This window comes from Neolewinella marina (assembly GCF_002631205.1).
GTDB classification, from domain to species: Bacteria; Bacteroidota; Bacteroidia; order Chitinophagales; family Saprospiraceae; genus Neolewinella; species Neolewinella marina.
In genome coordinates this window covers 167,885-184,984 of the sequence record NZ_PDLO01000001.1, presented here as the reverse complement: position 1 = coordinate 184,984, position 17,100 = coordinate 167,885, and the positions used below count along the sequence as shown (strand labels likewise).

Sequence of the window (17,100 nt, the reverse complement as noted above, 5' to 3'; positions counted from 1 at the left end):
CAGCCGAAATTATTCCGGAACCGTATGCTGATTTCCCGCCTTGGGCTGGCACTGCTGGCCTCCCTGACATTGCTTCCCGTATCCTCCGAAGCCCAGCGCCGTAGCAAAACGGAAACCGAATCCTGGCCGCCGCAACGGGCCTACAGCCGCCTGTTCCTCGGCGGCGCCCTGCAACAGGTCTTCGAGCGGCACTATGATTTCTGCGGATTTGCCCGGGCGGAAGGGCGGCGCGATTACACACCCCCGACCCTGGAACGCTTCCTGGGCAAGCGTACCCTCCGGACCAGGGTGGAAAAGGCCGACATCAACGGGGGTAATTTGCTGAGTTACGTGTTTTCCGGTGCCGAAATATCTGCCGGACTGGACGACATCCGCTACAGTCCGGACCGGCTGCTGTTTACCCAGGCGGAGGGGGTCAACCTGCTACCCCAGCCCCGGGACGGATTCGATTCCTTCGTGCTGACCAAAAACTGCGGTGGCTACCTGAAGGCCGCCCTCGACGCCGGCTGGAAACCGCCTTACGCCGCCTTTGCCGCCGCCCTGGACACCGACGCCCGGCGCAGCAGCAGCGTACTGGCCATGGCGGGCAGCTTCGAGAGCCCGCTCTCCGAAGTCCTCGGCGCCAACGACGAACGGACTACCGAGCTGATGGCCTACCTCTGGCAGTTCTATCAATTTCATCCCGAGTACCGGGGAGAGGCCTATTACCTGCGGCAGTTTGACGGCATCGTCATCAAGCACCTGACCGACAGCAAGGAGGTCACCGCGGCCGAGCAGTCGGTGGGGCTGAACGTAGCCCTTCCCTTTTCCGCCAAGCTGAACAGCGAGTTGTCCCACCGCCGCGAAAACGAGAACACCTTCAGCGGCAGCGACTGGGAAACCATCGTCTACACGGACTTCGACGGTCCATATACCCGCGAGAGCATGTACCACCGGCTGCCCGACCCCGAGGAGATCGCGGATTACTTCGCCACCCTAGGAACGGTAGCTGGAAGCGCGTCCCCCCTGCGCGAAGGTGCCGCCCACCGGCATACGGTAGCCGTTCCCGGTTTGCCCGCCAGCCTGGCCGGCGCGCCCTGGGAGATTCACTATCTCGCGGAAGGCATCTACAACGGCATGCCGGGGCTGGCCGTCGCCCCCACCGATTCCGGACTGTCCTTCAGTCTGACGGGGCAGGCCGCCCCCGGTCTGTTTCAACCCCAACCCCGGGAGGGGGTGGCGATCCACAGTACGCCCTCGTCCTGCCGGGACGTAACGGGGTTCCTGCCTTGCGCATTCCCGTCCACCAGGGGCTGCGCACCTCGGCCCACCCGATCCTGGACCTGGCCGGTACCCGCTTTGAATTGCGCCGCCGCAATAACGGAGAATACGCCTTTCAGTGGCACCTTACCCTGAACGTCGAGGACGGGGAAAACCCCCTGGATGCCGGAGGGCGATTCCTGGTAAAAAAGCTTGCGACTGATGATCCCGCCGCGGATACGCTGAGTGTACGGGTCGTGGAAGCGAACTACAACGCCCGCCGCGCGGCGGTCAACGTGGTGTTGGAAAGCGAGCGCAGCTGGCCACTGAACCTCATCGACGACCGCACGATGCGCACCTTCCCGGTGAGGGCCGAGATCAACCTGCCGGTGAAGGATGGATACAGCGCCTGTCGCCGCCCCCTATCGGCACGGCTGGCGGTGCCGCGGATACTGTCACCCGCGCCACCGCCGGAGCCCGTTAGCCCGCCGTTCCCGGATCCCGGGCAAGGTTAAAGAATTCGTCGAGGTTGGGGGTGATCACGATTTCCGTACGACGGTTGCGCGCCCGGCCGCTGGGAGTGGCGTTGTCGCCCCGCGGATCATTGTCGGCCCGTCCGGCCGCGGTCAGGCGGAAGGGGTCTACGCCGAAATCCTGAACCAGCTTCCGCACCACGGCGGCGGCCCGCATGGTGCTCAGTTCCCAGTTGTCCTTGATGGTACTGCTGCGGATGGGCACGTTGTCGGTGTGGCCCTCCACGATGATGTTCAGGTCGTTGTGGTCGTTCAGCACCTGACTCACCTTGTCGAGCACCCGCTCGGAGGCCGGGTTCAGGCGCGAGGAACCACTGGCGAAGAGCAGGTTGTCGCTGATGCTCACGTGTACCTTGCCGCCCCTTACTTCCACCTTCACGTCATCGTCGTTGATGTTGTCCAGGCTGCGCTTCAGGTTCATGACCAGGGCCAGGTTCAGGCTGTCCTTGCGCTGGATGCTGCGGTTCAGCTCATTGATGCGCGAGGTTTGTCCGCTGATCGACTGCAGGCTTTCCCGGATACTGGTAGCCCCTTCCTTGCTGATGACCGAGAGGTCTTCCATGCGGTTGAGCAGGTCGCCGTTGGTGCGTTGCACGGTTTCCAGCTGCCCCTTCAGGAGGGCATTTTCACTCTGGACGCTGGAGAGCTTGGTTTCCAGTTCGGTAATCTTGGACTTGTTGCAGCCCAGCAGCAGGACGAGCAGGAGGGCTGAAGTCAGGTATTTCATTTGGTATACGTTTTGGAGTTGCAATAACGGGAGTATTTGCCGTAGCGTATCCGTGATCATCCGGCCTCGAAGACTACTTCCGTGGCCCCGTAGCCGTATTTCGGGTGGTAGTCGTTGGAAAACTTTTGCACGAAGGGCACATGCTGCAGCTTGGTGTGGATCTCAGTTTTGAGGATTCCGTTGCCGAGGCCGTGCACGATGTATACCCGCTCGATGTCCAGCCGCAGGGCCTGGTCGATGAAGTGGTCGAAGTGCTCCATCTGGGTAGACAACACCTTGTCTTTTGGCACGGCGGCCGGGTCTTCCACCAAGGCTTCGAGGTGGAGGTCCAGGACGGGGTTGAAATCGCTGCGCGCCTGTAGCGGGCTGGCCGGCGGGCGGGCGGGGGCTTTCTTTTCGGGTTGCTTTTTCAGCTGGGCGCGGGTGAGTTCCCGCAGGGTGGGGCCGGAACTGCTTTTCTCGGCTACCGAGGTGGCGGCGAGGCGCGGGAACACCGTGAAGAGGTGGGCGCCCCGGCTGAGTTCGGGTACTTCCCGGAAGCTGCCGAAGAATTGCTTGGGCCGGATACGCAGTTGGTGGTAGTGCCGCGGGCCCGTACCGCCCTCCACCTTGGCGCGCACGTCGAGGTCGACGCCGAGGCGCTCGTTCAGCCAGCCATAGGGGATCACGTCGAGGCGCTTCTTGCCGTAGGCTTCCAGGGGGCCAAACTTGGAGCTGCGTTGGTGATCTCCGGTTTTGACCTTGATTTCGTAGAGGATCTGGCTACCGGTCCCATTGATGAGGTAGAGCTGATAACTTTCCGGTTCACCCTCCCCGCCGTACAGCGGGTCGAATGCGAGCTGAATGCCCGTATCGTGCTGGTCTTTCTGGCTGGGTTCTGGGCGGCGGTCGCTCGGTGGGTCGGGCGCGGGCTGGGCGGCCGATCCCGCGGCTCCGGCGGGGGCAATGGCGTGGCTGGGCGCGGGCAGGTGGCCCAGTCCGCCATCCAGTCTAACCTGGTACATATCGCCCTTGAGGAGGGCGGAGATGGTCCCGGTCTTGCCGGTGCGGAGCATGGTGACGCGGTCGCCGATTTTGAAGGTCATAACTATAAATTTGGGTTGCTGATAGAAAGGATTGCCAGCCCGCGAAGTTGTACCCGTTGGTGGAATTGGCCCGCCACTGCCTACCTTTCGGCCATGGCAGGCGTGAATTCCCTTCGGTGGCGGGTGGCCCAGTTTCTCGAACTGCGTTGGTGGCGGCGCTATCTCCGTCAACAATCCCCCCAGGAATACCTGGCCGCCAAGCGGGCTTACTGGCAACGGGTCCTCAACCGCCTGGAGTGGACGGTTGACGCCGACGCGCGGGCGCTGGACGCCGGCTGCGGACCGGCGGGCATCTTCACGCTACTCTACGACCGACAGCGTATCACGGCCGTCGACCCCCTGCTGCGCCGCTACGAATCCCTGCCGGTCTTCTCCCGCGCCCATTACCCCTGGGTCCGCTTCATTCCCCAGCCCCTGGAAGAGCTTACCCCCCTGGAGCCCTTCGATTGCATCTACTGCTTCAACGCCATCAACCACGTCAGCGACTGGTCGCGAAGCCTCGATCAACTCACGGCCATGGCCCGCCCGGGCACCCGGATGATCCTGAGCAGCGACGTCCACCGCCACGACTGGTTGCTGCCCGTCTTCCGGGCACTGCCCGGGGATGCCCTCCACCCCCAGCAGCACGGGGCAGCGGAGTACCGGGCGGCCCTGCGGCAGCGCGGCTGGCAAATCGTGCGGGAGGAGCGGCTGCGGAGAACGGCAATCTTCGACTACCGGGCCTGGGTCTGTGAGCTGGATTCCGCCGAATGATTCGAGGTATAGCGGCGGAACCGCTCTCCGAAGCGGGGACTCTCTGTTCCCATCCATTTATCCCAAAAGGTGAAGTAAAGTCCGAAATTGTAGCGGGCCTGCTTGTGGTGGACGTCGTGGTGGGTAGCGCCGATCAGCCCCCGCAGCAACGGCAGCCGGCCCCAGCGCGCCGGGAAAACCTCGATGCCCGCGTGGTTGATGGTGGCCGACAGGGTCATCAGGGCCAGCAACGTCAGGAAGGCCAGCACGTGCATCGGAATCAATAATACGCTCAGGGGAAGGAAGGCCGCCTGCAGGATGGCCTCCAGAGGGTGGAAGCTGAAGGCTGTCCAGGCGGTGGTTTCTATGCTTTCGTGGTGCCAGCGGTGTACCCGCTCGTAGATGCCGGGCCGGTGCATCCACCGGTGAATCCAGTAGTAGTAGGTTTCCTGGGCCAGCAGAAATACCACTGGCCCGACCAGCAACCAGAACCTGTCGGCCGGCGCGGACAGGGAGGTGTAGAGGCGGGTGGAATCATTTTGCCACAGGTAGAGGACCAGTATTCCGAAGGCGGCGAAGATCAGGGACACGACGGCAGACCGGCGGATTTCTCTCGGCACCTGCGCCCCCGCCCCGATCTCGTAATGAAAGATGCGGTGGCGCAGCCGATCGCGCAGCCGCAACCGCAGCAGGTAGTGGTACAATCCGCTGAAGGCCAGGTAGCGCAAAAAGATGATCACGAACAGGGCCCCGATCCAGAAAAGCCAGTGGGTGAGCATGGGTAGCAAGTTAGGGTCGAGAACAGAATGCTGGGATGCCTACCTTGTTCAACCCGAAAGTTCTCGTGCGTGAAGGCAGGTGAGCGCCCTGGCCGGCCACGGGGTGCTATCTTTCCTTCTCCGGGTGAACCGACATCGCCGCGGACCGTAGTAACCCATAAGCCCTCCCCGTGCCCAAACGCGCCTATTTTATCATCCTTTTCCTGCCGCTGCTGGCGGCCTGTGGTACTTCACGCATGACGCAAAACGATTCACCCGCCTTCGACTGGCAGGGCCACCGGGGCGCCCGGGGGTTGCTGCCCGAAAACTCAATCCCCGCTTTCCTGCGGGCCCTCAGCTATCCGGAAGTGACCACCCTTGAACTGGACGTGGTGATTTCCGCGGACGACCGGGTAATTGTCAGCCACGACCCCTTCATGGAGCCCGAAATCTGTCAGTTGCCGGGTGGCGGCGCGATTACCGACACAATCAGCCTGCGGAAACTGACCGCCCGGGAGATCGACGCCTACGATTGTGGGCAGCTGCCACACCCCCGCTTCCCGGAACAGGCCCAGCGCCCGGTGCATAAACCGACTCTGGCGGCGGTATTCGCCGCGGTCGACCGCTACTGCGTGCAGCAGGAACGGCCCTTGCCCCGCTACAACATCGAACTGAAGTATCAGCCGGAATGGGAGCCGGAACTGGTGCCGGCCCGCGCCACCTTCGTCCGGTTGGTACTGGAAGACATTGCCGCCTGGGGCCACCCGGAGCTGGTCAACCTGCAGTGCTTTGACCCACCCACCCTGAGCGAGATCCACCGCCAGAATCCACGCATCTCCCTGGCCTACCTGGATGAATCGCCGGGACAGGTAGCGGAAAAGGTGGCCGCCCTGGGTTTCAAACCGGAAATCTACAGTCCGTGGGAGCGCAAGCTGACGGCGGAAATCATTGCGGAGGCCCATGATCTTGGCCTGAGGGTAATCCCCTGGACCGTAAACGAGGTAATCCGGATGCGCGAACTCATCGGACTGGGCGTGGACGGCATCATCACGGATTATCCCAATCGCATTGCCGAAGTCCAACAACCATGAGAACCTGGCTGCTGCTTTTCCTGCCCGTTATGGGAGCCCTGGTGCTCGCCGGCTGTACCCACAGTTCCGGCGCGTCCGCCCAGCCGCTGCCCCGCCATCTGGACCCGGAATTCCTGCGGGGCATGACTTTCGCTCACGAAGGGTACCGGGGAAACAATGGCTACGGGGGAGCCACTACGGGGCCTTCCCTGGACAGCTTAAAGGGGTTGAACGTCAATGCCGTAGCCATTGTGCCCTATACTTTCATGCGGGAGATGCGGCCGCTGGATTCACTGCCCATTCCGGACCGCGTGGGCTCGGAGACGGACGAAGCCGTGATCCACTGTATCCGGCAGGCGCGGGAGCAGGGCTTCACGGTCATGCTGAAACCCCAGATCTGGGTGAGGGGGTCGTGGCCGGGAGAAATCAGATTCGAGGATGAGGAGGGGTGGAACCGATTCTTTGCCGCTTACCGGAACTGGATGCTGCACTACGGCAAAATGGCTGCGGCCGAAGGGGTTGAGGCGCTGTGCATCGGTACGGAAATGGTGCAGGCTACCCTGGGGTATCCCGAGCAGTGGCGGAGCCTGATCGCCTCCCTCCGGGAAGTTTACCCTGGCAAGTTGACCTACGCCGCGAACTGGGGGGAGGAGTTCGAGAACATCACCTTCTGGTCGGATCTCGACGCCATAGGCCTGAACAGTTATTACCCCCTGTCTATGGAGGAGCAGCCCACCGACGCCCAGCTGCGGGCGGGTGCCCTGCGGTGGATGCGGCTGGCGGACAGCATCAGCGTAGCCTACGACCGCCCCCTGTGGCTGACGGAAGTGGGTTACCGCTCAGTAGCTTCAGCCTGGCAGAACCCCCACGCTGAGGCGGGAGACCGGCCGGTCAGCCTGGAAGCCCAGGAACGCTGCTACGCCGCCCTGGCTGAAGCGGTTCGCAGTTCTAGCCGTCTGGAAGGGATGTTTATCTGGAAGTGGCCCTCCTATCTGGGGCACCGGGAAGGCCGGGACGACCGGAATACGGGATTCGTCCCCGGCGGCAAACCGGCGGGGGAGGTCCTCACGCGCCTGTACGCCCCTGCTCCCCGGGCAGCCTCCGTTACTCCATCGTTGTAACCACGAGGTTGTCCATAAGAATGGGCGGCTGATCCGGACCACCGTTCCACAACAGCACGGATGCGGCCTCGGCGCCACCTTCCGGAGCCCGCGCTTCGATGTACACGCTGCGGTCGAAATTATAGTTGAGTACCCGGTGCAACCTGATCACCCGTTCCTTCACGCGTTCGCCGTTGCGGTAAAAGCGCAGCACCAGCTGAGCGTAGGTGTGCACGCTTCCGGTTCGTAGTTGGGGGATACGGAAATCCGCCGTAGCCCGCAGCCACTGGCCGGCGGAGAAGGGGCCGTGTAGCCAGTACTCCTCGGTATTCTGCTTTTCCCCTGCGAGACAGTAGGATCCCTGCCCGTCGATGGGGGGCATTCCGCAGGCGTCATTAGGCTGGTCCTCAAAATCATTGGTATAGAGGGTATCTGTCCCCCGGGGCGGGTGCCTTAGGAACTCAGGATTGTCCAGCAACAGTTTATCGTCTTCGTTGACCTCGAAGGTGAACAGGGTTCGCCAGTAGTAGGAGCGATTCATCCATTCCGACACCAGCAGCCCGCCCCGGTGGGCCTGGTGGGTGAACCAGAGGTTGTGTGCGGTGAGGAGCAGGCAAAGCCCTGCGAAGGCCCAGCGGATTCCTTGTGGGCGTCGCGAGATGAAGGTTAGGGCTGCCGCCAGGGGAAAGGCCAGCACCGCGTAGGCCTGCACCATGGTCCGCTGTCCAAGGCTGCCCCCGTACCACCAGACGCTCCAGGAGAAGGCTACGTAAACGAAGATGATGAAGTGGCTGAGGGTAGCCGCCAGCAGATGGCGGTGGTAGCGGAAAAGGGCCACGAAGCCCAGAATGGCAATCCACATAGCCGGCGTGTAGGTCAGCCAACCAGCCTTGTAGCTGAACAATCCATTGACCAGATGCGGCTCAAACCAGTCGAAGCCCTGGTCCTGGTAACTATACTCAATCCATTGGCCAGTAACGTACTTCCAGTAGATGAGCTGCAAACTTCCTACGGACAGGCACACTGCGGCAGCGGCGGCGATGGGCCGGGCATGACGGCGAATAAAAGCCAGGCGGTCGCGCCACCCCGCCCGGGTCAGGGGCATGTCCCACAGCAGTGGGATCAATACCGCGATGATTTCGGTGGGGCGGGTCAGGGCCATCAGACCGATGATTCCCCCGATACCGAGACATTGCAGGGTAGTGGGGCCGCCGGGTCGCCGGTACAGCCGATCGGTGATGTGCAGGAGCAGGGCGTAGAGGGTGAACTCGTAATTGTGGGTCAGGGCTCCGTCGATGGCCGCGTAGTTCAGGTAGTTCGTGGCGGCAACGATGAGGAGCAGGGTAGCGGCGGTGACCCCTTCGGAGAAATAGGCGCGCAGGACCTGCATCAGTACGAAGAGACCGAGAAAAGCCACCAGCAAGCTCCAGAGGGAAATGGCTAACTGATACGGGAAGGAGAAGCCATCGGCGGGAAAGGCGTCGCTGGCCAGGGCGTACGCATGCGCCACGGCAAAGGCCGGAGAATACAGCAGGGCCAGGCCCAGGCTGTACTTCAAAACGAAATTTCCGCTGGAGTGAGGGTAGGCCTGGTAAGGCGTATCCGTGGGGCGGTACTCCTCGATGATTTCCGGCAGAAAGGCCACCTCCCGCAGGTCGTTGTATATAAAGACGGCGGGCAAGTAGAGATAGTAGCCGGATACGTCGTAGCTGAGCGTGGCTTCGGAACCCGGCTGCTGCCACTTGGGGTAGTACAGATGGGTGGCTACTAGAACAAGGTAGCAAACGAACAGGGCAACCGGCGCGGATAGCTTCACGGTAACGAAGGTAAGCAAGCGGCCGGCGTATTACTTTAGCCCACCCGTAACCAAACGCCCAACGCATGCGCTCACCCCTCCTGTTTCTGTTGTTGATCCTTTCCTTCACCGCCGTGGCCCAGTCGGCCATGCCGGTGATCCTTACCCTCAAGCAACAGGGGGAATTACAGGACCGCTGGCTGAAGGAGCGCTTCGAAACCGTAGTCCCCCAGATCATGCGGGAGGAGGGGATCGACATGTGGGTCATGATCACCCGGGAGTACAACGAGGATGCCGTGGTGAAGACCATGCTGCCCAGTACCTGGATGGGTGCCCGCCGCACGACCATGCTGGTAGTATACGATCCAGGAGCGGGCAAACCCCTTGAAACGCTGGCCTGTGCCCGCTACGACGTAGGTGAGGTATTCAAGAAAGCCTGGGACCCCGAACAGCAGCCGGACCAGTGGCAGCGGCTGGCGGAAATCATTCGGGAGCGATCGCCCCGCAAGATTGCCGTGAACCGCAGTGAGGAATTCGGTCTGGCCGATGGCATCAGCAGCTACCACTACGACCGCCTGTTGGAAGTGTTGCCCGCGAACCTGACCAGCCGGGTAGTCAGCGGTGAGCGGCTGGCGATTCGCTGGCTGGAAACCCGTACGCCTTCGGAAATGGTGGTGTACCGCCAGATCATGCAAGTGGCTCACCAGATTATTCGCGAAGCCTTCAGTGAGCAGGTCATCCAACCCGGGGTGACCACCACCGAGGAGGTGGTATGGTACCTGCGGGAGCGCGTCCGGGAACTGGGGCTCGACAGCTGGTTCCATCCGACGGTCGACGTGCAGCGGGCTGATAACCAGGAGCTGTACGGCTTCAGCGGCCGGCCGGGTGCAGACGTCATCCAGCCGGGTGACCTGCTGCACTGCGATTTCGGCATCACTTACTGCGGACTAAATACCGACACCCAGGAAAACGCCTACGTCCTGAAACCCGGGGAGACCGAAGCCCCTGCCTATCTCGTGGCCGCCCACCGGCGGGGACTGCGCCTGATGGATATCCTGACGGGCGAATACGCCACGGGCAAAACGGGCAACGAATTGTTGTTAAATACCATCCGCACGGCGGAGGCGGAAGGACTGCGCCCCAGCATCTACAGCCACCCGATTGGGTACCACGGCCACGGCGCGGGACCCACGATTGGTCTGTGGGATCAGCAGGAGGGCGTTCCGATCCGGGGGGATTACCCAGTCTTTCCCCATACGGCCTACAGTATTGAACTGAACAACAAGGTGTTCCTGCCGGAATGGAACAAGGACGTAAGAATCATGCTGGAGGAAGACGGCTACTGGGACGGAGAGTCGTTCCGCTACCTCAACGGTCGGCAGGAAGAGCTGTACCTGGTACCCCGGCAAGCGGGGAAGTAAAGGAGCAATCAGGGCTTGGCAGCCATACCGCCGCCGGATAACTTGTCCAGGCTCGCCTGCCGGTCAGAGGCGAAGCGGATCAGGCTGTGGGTAGAGCTGTTGCCGGACAGGCGCTGTAACATGTGAGCCGTCGTGAAACTGGGTGTCGTGCGCTGCATAATGGATGGTTTGTACCGTAAATATACAAACTGTTTGTTGTTTAGCGAACTTAAAAACAAAAAAGTTAATCCTTTTTGTTTGGCCTTGATTTCCACTTCATTTCCGGGCGATGGGTACATTTACCCCAAACTATAAGGTATGCTCCAGCGATTCATGGCACTTGTCTTTCTTTTCCTTGGCACCTGCTGGGGGAGCCCCCTCCTCGGTCAGGGTGAAAAAGGAAAATGGACGGTTGACGACGTCATCCATACTGAATACATGTCCAACGTTGAGTTTTCTCCCGATGGCACTATGGTGCTGTGGAGCAAGAGTCGAGCCGCGGAGGACAAAAAGAAGGACAAATTTGTACGCGACCTATACCTCACTCGGCTGCGGGACCGCACCAAGGACGGTTTCCGTACGGTGCGCCTGACCACCGGTGACGACAGTGACCATACCGCCCTGTTCTCCCGCGATAGTGAAGACATTTACTTCCTCAGCGGCCGAGACGGGGGCAAGAAACTGTGGAAGATGAGCGTGTTCGGGGGGGAACCCCAGGAGGTGCACGAATTCAAGAACGGCATCAGTAACCTGGAGTGGCTGAATGATTCCACCCTGGTGTACGTAAGCAATGAAGGCAAGACCCTGCAGGAGCAGGAGCTGGAAGAGAAGAAGGACGACGTAGTGGTTGTAGAGGATACCAGCAGCTGGAAGGCCGACCGCCTCTACGCCTTCAACGTAAAGGAGAAGCACATACGCCGACTCACCGACAACGAAAAACCCGTCCAGGGCTACGCCGTGAGCCGCGACGGGAAATACCTGGCCTACGTGGAAGCCGGAAGTCCCCACCAGCCCTCCGACGCCCAACCCAAGAGCAAGTACTACCTGAAAAACCTGGAAACTGGATCGGTTAAGCAAATCCTCCAGGGACTGCAGACGCCCCGCGAACTGGCCTTTACCCAGGACGGCAAGGGAATGTACTTCACCGCCCAGCTGAGCAGTGATCCGGAATGGGACGGAGCGGGGATCGGACAGTTGTACTACCTCCCGGTGGATGGGGAGCCGCGCAAGGTCGAACTGAACTGGGAGAACGGGGTCGGTGGCATCACCGTGGTGGGCAACGACGTGGTGGCCGACCTGGCCAACCGCGCCACCATGCGGGAAGCCTTCTACCCGCGGGGTGGACGCGGAAAGGAGATCGCCCTCGACAGCCTGAAGGACCACGTCAGCTTCCTTGCTTTTTCCGAAGATGGCAAGCAAACCGTGCTGCGGTACTCTACCGCCAGTAAACTGCCCCGCTACTACCTGGCCGACTTCTCGGGGACGGCGGTGACCAACCTGCGGGAAATCGTCACCCTCAATGAAAAACTTCGTAAAAAGGACATCGCGCGCAGCGAGGTGATCGAGTGGAAAGGCTACCAGGGAGAAATGGTATCGGGAATTCTGTACTACCCGGCCGACTACACCCCCGGGCGCCGCTACCCACTGATGCTGAGCATCCACGGGGGACCATCGAGTATGGACCTCGACCAGTGGAGCGAACGCTGGAGTACCTATCCCCAGATCCTGAGCCAGCGGGGTGCCTTCGTGCTGAAACCGAACTACCACGGGTCGGCCAACCACGGGCTCGCTTACGTGGAAAGCATCAAGCGCAACTACTACGAGCCGGAAATGGAAGACATAACGGCGGGCATCGACCGGCTGATCGCTGAGGGCAAGGTGCACCCCGACAGCATCGGCAGTATGGGCTGGAGCAATGGTGCCATTCTGACGACCATGCTGACCGTCCGCTACCCCGAACGCTTTAAAGTGGCCTGTCCGGGAGCCGGCGACGTGAACTGGACGAGCGATTTCGGCACCTGCAGCTTCGGCGTCAGCTTCGACCAAAGCTACTTCGGCGGTGCACCCTGGGACGACACCAACGGTAAGAACTACAACGAGGCCTACCTCGTCAAGTCCCCCCTCTTCGACCTGGAAAAGGTCCGGACCCCGACCATCATCTTCCACGGCAGCGAGGACCGGGCCGTGCCCCGCGATCAGGGTTGGGAATACTACCGCGCGCTGCAGCAGATTGCCCAGGCCCCGGTACGCTTCCTGTGGTTTCCGGGCCAGCCCCACGGCCTCCAGAAGATCACCCACCAGAAGCGGAAGATGGAAGAGGAACTGGCCTGGATCGACACCTACCTTTTTGGGAAAGAACGCAAGGACAACCCCGCCTTCAAGGAGGATAGTCCGCTGGCCCAACTACTCACCAAGGATACGGTGGCCCGTCATGGCTCCCTGTTTGGCGTAATGACCGACGGGGTGCTGCTGCCCGAGATGGTGAGCCTCGGAAAGGATACCATCTCCATTGCTCGCTTTGAATTGACGAACGCCCAATACGCCGCGTACAAACCGAATCACTCCGTACCGGAAGGATCAGAAAACGATCCGGTAGACCTCAGCCGGGAGGAGGCCCGTACCTACCTGGACTGGCTCACCGATCGGCTCTCGCGGCCGGCCCGCTTCCCCAGCACGAAGGAAGCCGACGCCCTGCAAAAGAAGGCGCACGACAGTGGCGCCAAGGAGAATACCCTGAATTACTGGGCGGGCTACGCCATCACCCGCGATGAAGTGGCGGACCTGCGCAAAAAGGTGGATGAGTTGACGACCACGCTTGTCAAGCCCGTGGGCAGCTTTGCCCCGGTTAAGGTTAACGGCCGCATGATCTACGACCTGGGCGGTAACCTGGCCGAGTACGCAGAACAGGGACACTACGGTTACAGCGCCTACGATTTCGTGGATCCGGCTACTACGGAAGCCCCCGCCGAGACCGAGCACCTCGGCCTGCGCGTGGTCGTAGAAGCCGTGAAGTAGTGGTTACCGCTTGATGGCCTTGACGGACTGCAGTAATTGTCCCCCCGATGAAGTGATGCGGACAACGTAAAGCCCCGGCGCCCATCCCTGCCCAAACTGCAGGCTTCCCTGTTGGTGATTCAGCCGCTGCCGGTGTACCAGTTGTCCGGTGGTCGAGAATACATCCACCTGACCCCCGCCGTAGCCCTGCAGGTTGTAGGCTAACTGGAATGCGCCAGCGGTGGGGTTAGGAAACAGTTGGGCCACGTTCCTTTGGGCAGCCACCGGACGGGTGGGGGAGAGCATAAGGGAGTCCAGGACCCGGAAGTTGTCAAAGGCGGCTTCCACCAGGTTGTCGCTGCCCCTTTCGTCACTCGTAGTCACGATCAGCTGCATGGTGGCGGTGAAAGGCAGCAACCCGTCCAGGACTACCGTATCCCGCTGCCATTCGGTGACCGCGCCACGGTAAACGGCCAGCGTATGGGTGGTGTCGCCGTTGGACAAGGCTACCGTGAGGCTGTCGTTTGGTGGAGCATTGCCGGAAAGGTTACTGAACCAGTAGTCGTAGGTCAGCAGCACGCCGCTGCCATAATCCGTCAGGTCAAAAAGGGGCGACCGCAATTGCGTTTCACCCTGGTCAACGTCCCGGGAGTTGGAATTGCCACCTACGGGATCAGTGAAGTATCCCTGGTTTCCGAAGTCCCAGGGGGAATCTTCCCCGGGCTGCCCCGGTCCTTCAATATTATAGGTGGCCTCGGGAACGCCGCGTTCCCATACGCCGCGGGTAGCATTGCCGCTGACCGTCCAGCCAAGGTCGCTGACAAAGGTGTCCTCGTAGCCCCGATCCAGAAAGATCGTGTCGTTGGCGGCTTCAATTGGGTGAACGTCTTCGAGGATGGTCAGCTGATACCCCCAGGCTGTCGCCACCAGGGTGTAGCGGTAGTCGTAGACCTCGTCGTAAGCGACCAGACCGGCGCTGTCAGACAACCCGCTGTAGTTTGCGTCCGGGTGGAGTAGGTCCACTATGGCCCCGGGAACCGCCTGTCCGGTCTGCCGGTCGGCTACAATAAGGTTCAGGGAAGCCGTTTGCCGGCTGGAGAGGGTAAAGTCCTGGCTTACTTCCTCGCCGTTCACCAGGGTGAGGGTCACGGTGTCGGGGTAAAAACCTTCGGCGGAGGCCACCACCCGATAAGTTCCGGCGGTAGCAATACCCGTGGCATAGTTCCCGGTGGCGTCGGCCGTGGTCAGGTTGGCCTGCTCGGCCAGGATTTCCACCCGGGCCCCGTTCAGGGCACCGCCGGTATTGCCGTTGGTGACCGTTCCGCGCAGGCGGGCGGCCCGCTGATAGTCAACTTCTACCACGAAAAGTCCACTCTGGCGGTCGGAGACAAGGGTGAGACCGCTCGGCAGGTAGGGGTAGGCCCCCCAGGCACCGTTGAACCCGCCATCGGGCCCGTCGTAGGTGTCGTAATTGGCCACCTCCACCAGGTTGGTCGGCTCGCTGGCGTCCACCACCCGCAGCCCGTCGCTGTAGTAGCTGATCGATAGGTAGTCGTCGATGAAGTGGACGTTGTGGGGGATGGTCCGGGTATTCAGGCTGGTAAGGGGGCGGTACTCATCCAGCAGCTTGATGTCATTGTAGTCGGACAGGTCGAAGGCGGCTACGCTGGCGTTGGCCACCTCATCAGTGGTGTACACCACGGTGCCGTCCTGGTTGCTCCAGGCGTTGTGGGCAAACCGGTAGGGCGTCTGGGTAGCTCCCAACTTACGGATGTTGCCCAGATCGCTGATGTCGTAGACCGCCATTTCCCCCTTGTAGATTTCGGAGGTGTACATGAGGTTGTCCTGCACGTAGACGTCGTGGGCGTAAACGGCAGGGCCCTGGGCGATGAGGCGGGGAACGCCGGGGTCCTCCTTCAGATCAAAGATGAGGACGCCGCCGTCGTTAATGCTGCGGTCACCTCCGGCGGTGAAGAGTAGCCCCTGAAGGGTATCGATGTAGAGGTTGTGGGCGCGGGCGAAGGTGCCGGTGTAACCGGGCACCTCGTAGGTAAAGGGCTGGTAGGATATCCGTTCGGGCAGTTCCCGCAGGTCGATCACCGTGAGGCCGTAGGAGCCCTGGTCGGCGGTGGCGTAGGCGAATTCACGGTAGCTTTTCACGTCCCGCCAGATGCTGGTGGGTTGGCTGGTCACGTCGACGACGGTGGCGGCGTCGGGGTCGGCCAGGGAGATGACGGCGATGCCGGTATCCAACCCCATCAGGGCGTATTCCGTACCGTCGGGGGCGGCGTACCCCCAGATGTCGTTAACGGCCACTCCAAAGTCGACGTTTGAGCGTAGGGTGGCATTCAATTGTGCGGGCAGGCGGCCCAGGCAGAGGAATAAAAGGAAAAAGAGTAAGGCTTGCTTCATGAGTAAATGGCTGTCCACGGAATACCGCGGCAGTTGAGATATTGGTGCGCTGGCTTACTCCGCCCGCCGATACACGACGGTTTCGGTACTGATGCCAAGCAACTGGAGTTCCAGCAGGTCTTCGGTGAGGCGGACGATGCCGTAACAATCGGTCTGCGCCGGCCCGCTGATGGTAAAGCAGGGTTTACCCGTAGGCGTCCCGCCGCTGCAGGCGGCCGGGCACTTGCCGTGAAAGGTCATGTCCTCCTCCACCAGAAGCTCGTTCTGGTAATAGGTCTTGTAGTGGGTCGGCGTGAACTGCACGGTCTCCTGTTCGTCGGCCAGGTTGGTCCAACGGCCGGTGAGGAGGCGCTGGGCGGCGAGCGCGGGTACAGTAGAATTCGACGGATCGGCCACACCCTTGGCGCCGCTGCCCCCGGTAGGTTCAATGACCATACCGTACGGAGTGGGGGCCGATTCCGGGCCGGTTGCCGGGGGGTGGGTATCGGGTCGGGTCTCCTGGGTGGCCGGACGGGTGTAGGTCGAATCTACCAGGGTGTCTTCGACGGGCATATCGGCGGCACAGTCGACCACCAACAATCCGGAAAGCAAGGCAATAAGGAGGCGCATAGGAGGAACTTGGGTTCCGTCTTAACGCCGGGCAGTCAATTTTGGTGCGGCACCGCTACGGAAGATTCGGTCCAGACCCAATACCTGGGGCAGGATGAGGTGACGCCCGTCGTTGATAATCACGTGGTCAGCGGCGGCCCTTTTCCGGTCGTCGGACCACTGCTGAGCGGCACGGGCGGCAAAGGCTTCCGGTGAAATACCGTCGCGGGCCACCACGCGCGCCAACCGGACGGGGTAGGGGCAATCGACGACAACCATGGCCTCATACTTCTGCTGCGCCCCGATCTCGAGCAGAATGGCGGCCTCGTGGAGGGTGTAGGGCCCCCTCTGCTCGGCGTGCCACCGGGTAGCGTCCCGGGCTACGGCCGGGTGCACCAGGGCATTCAGCTCCGCCAGGGCCGCGGGGTCTCCGAAGACCCGCTGGGCGAGGTAGGGGCGATTGACCGTACCGTCGACCCGGTAACTTTCTGCGCCAAAGCGCTCTAGGATGGCCCCCCGGAGTTCTTGGTCGGTGACCATGAGTTGCTTGGCGCGCTCGTCGGCGTAGTACACCGGCACGCCCAGCCGCTCGAATTCACCGCAAACCGTGGTCTTGCCCGCTCCGATGTTGCCCGTTATGCCGATCCGCTTGGCCATGATATGCTGG

At 61.6% G+C, this 17,100-nt stretch carries 15 protein-coding genes; 7 read left to right on the top strand and 8 right to left on the bottom strand.

What is annotated here, in order from left to right; all coding sequences use genetic code 11:
- Positions 1-24: 24 nt before the first annotated feature.
- Entirely contained in the window at positions 25-1,395 is a 1,371-nt protein-coding gene (locus CGL56_RS00725; RefSeq protein ID WP_099104586.1) for a hypothetical protein, read from the top strand.
- On the top strand, positions 1,344-1,754 hold the full coding sequence (locus CGL56_RS18170) for a hypothetical protein (RefSeq protein WP_167641537.1): 411 nt from the start codon (positions 1,344-1,346) through the stop codon (positions 1,752-1,754). The genes CGL56_RS00725 and CGL56_RS18170 overlap by 52 nt, the downstream gene beginning before the upstream one ends.
- Here the strand turns inward: CGL56_RS18170 and CGL56_RS00720 are convergent.
- A complete protein-coding gene (locus tag CGL56_RS00720; RefSeq protein WP_099104585.1) occupies positions 1,720-2,499 on the bottom strand; it encodes an OmpA/MotB family protein in 780 nt (259 codons plus the stop codon). The genes CGL56_RS18170 and CGL56_RS00720 overlap by 35 nt on opposite strands.
- Before the next feature lie 56 nt (positions 2,500-2,555).
- Positions 2,556-3,584, bottom strand: coding sequence for a Smr/MutS family protein (locus CGL56_RS00715; RefSeq protein ID WP_099104584.1), 1,029 nt, complete (start codon positions 3,582-3,584; stop codon positions 2,556-2,558).
- A 93-nt stretch (positions 3,585-3,677) separates the two neighbouring features.
- Between CGL56_RS00715 and CGL56_RS00710 the strand changes: the two genes are divergently transcribed.
- Positions 3,678-4,337, top strand: coding sequence for a class I SAM-dependent methyltransferase (locus CGL56_RS00710; RefSeq protein ID WP_099104583.1), 660 nt, complete (start codon positions 3,678-3,680; stop codon positions 4,335-4,337).
- Here CGL56_RS00710 and CGL56_RS00705 read toward each other — a convergent pair.
- Complete coding sequence (locus CGL56_RS00705) at positions 4,298-5,095, bottom strand: sterol desaturase family protein (RefSeq protein WP_099104582.1); 798 nt, start codon at positions 5,093-5,095, stop codon at positions 4,298-4,300. The genes CGL56_RS00710 and CGL56_RS00705 overlap by 40 nt on opposite strands.
- 170 nt (positions 5,096-5,265) lie before the next feature.
- Here CGL56_RS00705 and CGL56_RS00700 point away from each other — a divergent pair, with 170 nt between their 5' ends.
- Positions 5,266-6,165: a glycerophosphodiester phosphodiesterase family protein gene (locus CGL56_RS00700; protein ID WP_099104581.1), complete on the top strand. Its 900-nt coding sequence runs from the start codon at positions 5,266-5,268 to the stop codon at positions 6,163-6,165.
- Positions 6,162-7,265 (top strand): glycoside hydrolase family 113, encoded by a 1,104-nt coding sequence (locus CGL56_RS00695; RefSeq protein WP_099104580.1) that lies wholly within the window; start codon positions 6,162-6,164, stop codon positions 7,263-7,265. The genes CGL56_RS00700 and CGL56_RS00695 overlap by 4 nt, the downstream gene beginning before the upstream one ends.
- Here the strand turns inward: CGL56_RS00695 and CGL56_RS00690 are convergent.
- A complete protein-coding gene (locus CGL56_RS00690; protein WP_099104579.1) occupies positions 7,249-9,060 on the bottom strand; it encodes a hypothetical protein in 1,812 nt (603 codons plus the stop codon). The two genes, CGL56_RS00695 and CGL56_RS00690, sit on opposite strands and share 17 nt — an antisense overlap.
- A gap of 65 nt (positions 9,061-9,125) precedes the next feature.
- Here CGL56_RS00690 and CGL56_RS00685 point away from each other — a divergent pair, with 65 nt between their 5' ends.
- Positions 9,126-10,460 (top strand): M24 family metallopeptidase, encoded by a 1,335-nt coding sequence (locus CGL56_RS00685; protein ID WP_099104578.1) that lies wholly within the window; start codon positions 9,126-9,128, stop codon positions 10,458-10,460.
- 8 nt (positions 10,461-10,468) lie between these two features.
- On the opposite strand, the gene CGL56_RS17995 is transcribed toward CGL56_RS00685, so the two are convergent.
- The gene (locus CGL56_RS17995; RefSeq protein WP_143470563.1) at positions 10,469-10,738 is read right to left on the bottom strand and encodes a hypothetical protein; all 270 of its coding nucleotides are present in this window, start codon (positions 10,736-10,738) and stop codon (positions 10,469-10,471) included.
- 19 nt (positions 10,739-10,757) lie between these two features.
- On the opposite strand from CGL56_RS17995, the gene CGL56_RS00680 reads away from it, so the two are divergent.
- Positions 10,758-13,454, top strand: a complete 2,697-nt coding sequence (locus CGL56_RS00680; protein ID WP_209280268.1) for an alpha/beta hydrolase family protein — start codon at positions 10,758-10,760, stop codon at positions 13,452-13,454.
- Positions 13,455-13,457: 3 nt separating this feature from the next.
- Here the strand turns inward: CGL56_RS00680 and CGL56_RS00675 are convergent, their stop codons facing one another.
- Genes CGL56_RS00675 through coaE form a run of 3 tightly spaced genes read right to left on the bottom strand, consistent with a single transcriptional unit; the run spans position 13,458 to position 17,090 of the window.
- A complete protein-coding gene (locus CGL56_RS00675) occupies positions 13,458-15,845 on the bottom strand; it encodes a choice-of-anchor B family protein (RefSeq protein WP_099104577.1) in 2,388 nt (795 codons plus the stop codon).
- A gap of 54 nt (positions 15,846-15,899) precedes the next feature.
- Positions 15,900-16,454, bottom strand: coding sequence for a hypothetical protein (locus CGL56_RS00670; RefSeq protein ID WP_143470562.1), 555 nt, complete (start codon positions 16,452-16,454; stop codon positions 15,900-15,902).
- A gap of 21 nt (positions 16,455-16,475) precedes the next feature.
- On the bottom strand, positions 16,476-17,090 hold the full coding sequence (gene coaE, locus CGL56_RS00665; RefSeq protein WP_099104575.1) for a dephospho-CoA kinase: 615 nt from the start codon (positions 17,088-17,090) through the stop codon (positions 16,476-16,478).
- Positions 17,091-17,100 lie beyond the last annotated feature (10 nt).

Coding starts and splice junctions, on each gene's coding strand:
- CGL56_RS00725 (WP_099104586.1), top strand. CDS start 25: ATGCTGATTTCCCGCCTTGGGCTGGCACTGCTGGCCTCCCTGACATTG.
- CGL56_RS00720 (WP_099104585.1), bottom strand. CDS start 2,499: ATGAAATACCTGACTTCAGCCCTCCTGCTCGTCCTGCTGCTGGGCTGC.
- CGL56_RS00715 (WP_099104584.1), bottom strand. CDS start 3,584: ATGACCTTCAAAATCGGCGACCGCGTCACCATGCTCCGCACCGGCAAG.
- CGL56_RS00710 (WP_099104583.1), top strand. CDS start 3,678: ATGGCAGGCGTGAATTCCCTTCGGTGGCGGGTGGCCCAGTTTCTCGAA.
- CGL56_RS00705 (WP_099104582.1), bottom strand. CDS start 5,095: ATGCTCACCCACTGGCTTTTCTGGATCGGGGCCCTGTTCGTGATCATC.
- CGL56_RS00695 (WP_099104580.1), top strand. CDS start 6,162: ATGAGAACCTGGCTGCTGCTTTTCCTGCCCGTTATGGGAGCCCTGGTG.
- CGL56_RS00685 (WP_099104578.1), top strand. CDS start 9,126: ATGCGCTCACCCCTCCTGTTTCTGTTGTTGATCCTTTCCTTCACCGCC.
- CGL56_RS17995 (WP_143470563.1), bottom strand. CDS start 10,738: ATGTACCCATCGCCCGGAAATGAAGTGGAAATCAAGGCCAAACAAAAA.
- CGL56_RS00680 (WP_209280268.1), top strand. CDS start 10,758: ATGCTCCAGCGATTCATGGCACTTGTCTTTCTTTTCCTTGGCACCTGC.
- CGL56_RS00675 (WP_099104577.1), bottom strand. CDS start 15,845: ATGAAGCAAGCCTTACTCTTTTTCCTTTTATTCCTCTGCCTGGGCCGC.
- CGL56_RS00670 (WP_143470562.1), bottom strand. CDS start 16,454: ATGCGCCTCCTTATTGCCTTGCTTTCCGGATTGTTGGTGGTCGACTGT.
- coaE (WP_099104575.1), bottom strand. CDS start 17,090: ATGGCCAAGCGGATCGGCATAACGGGCAACATCGGAGCGGGCAAGACC.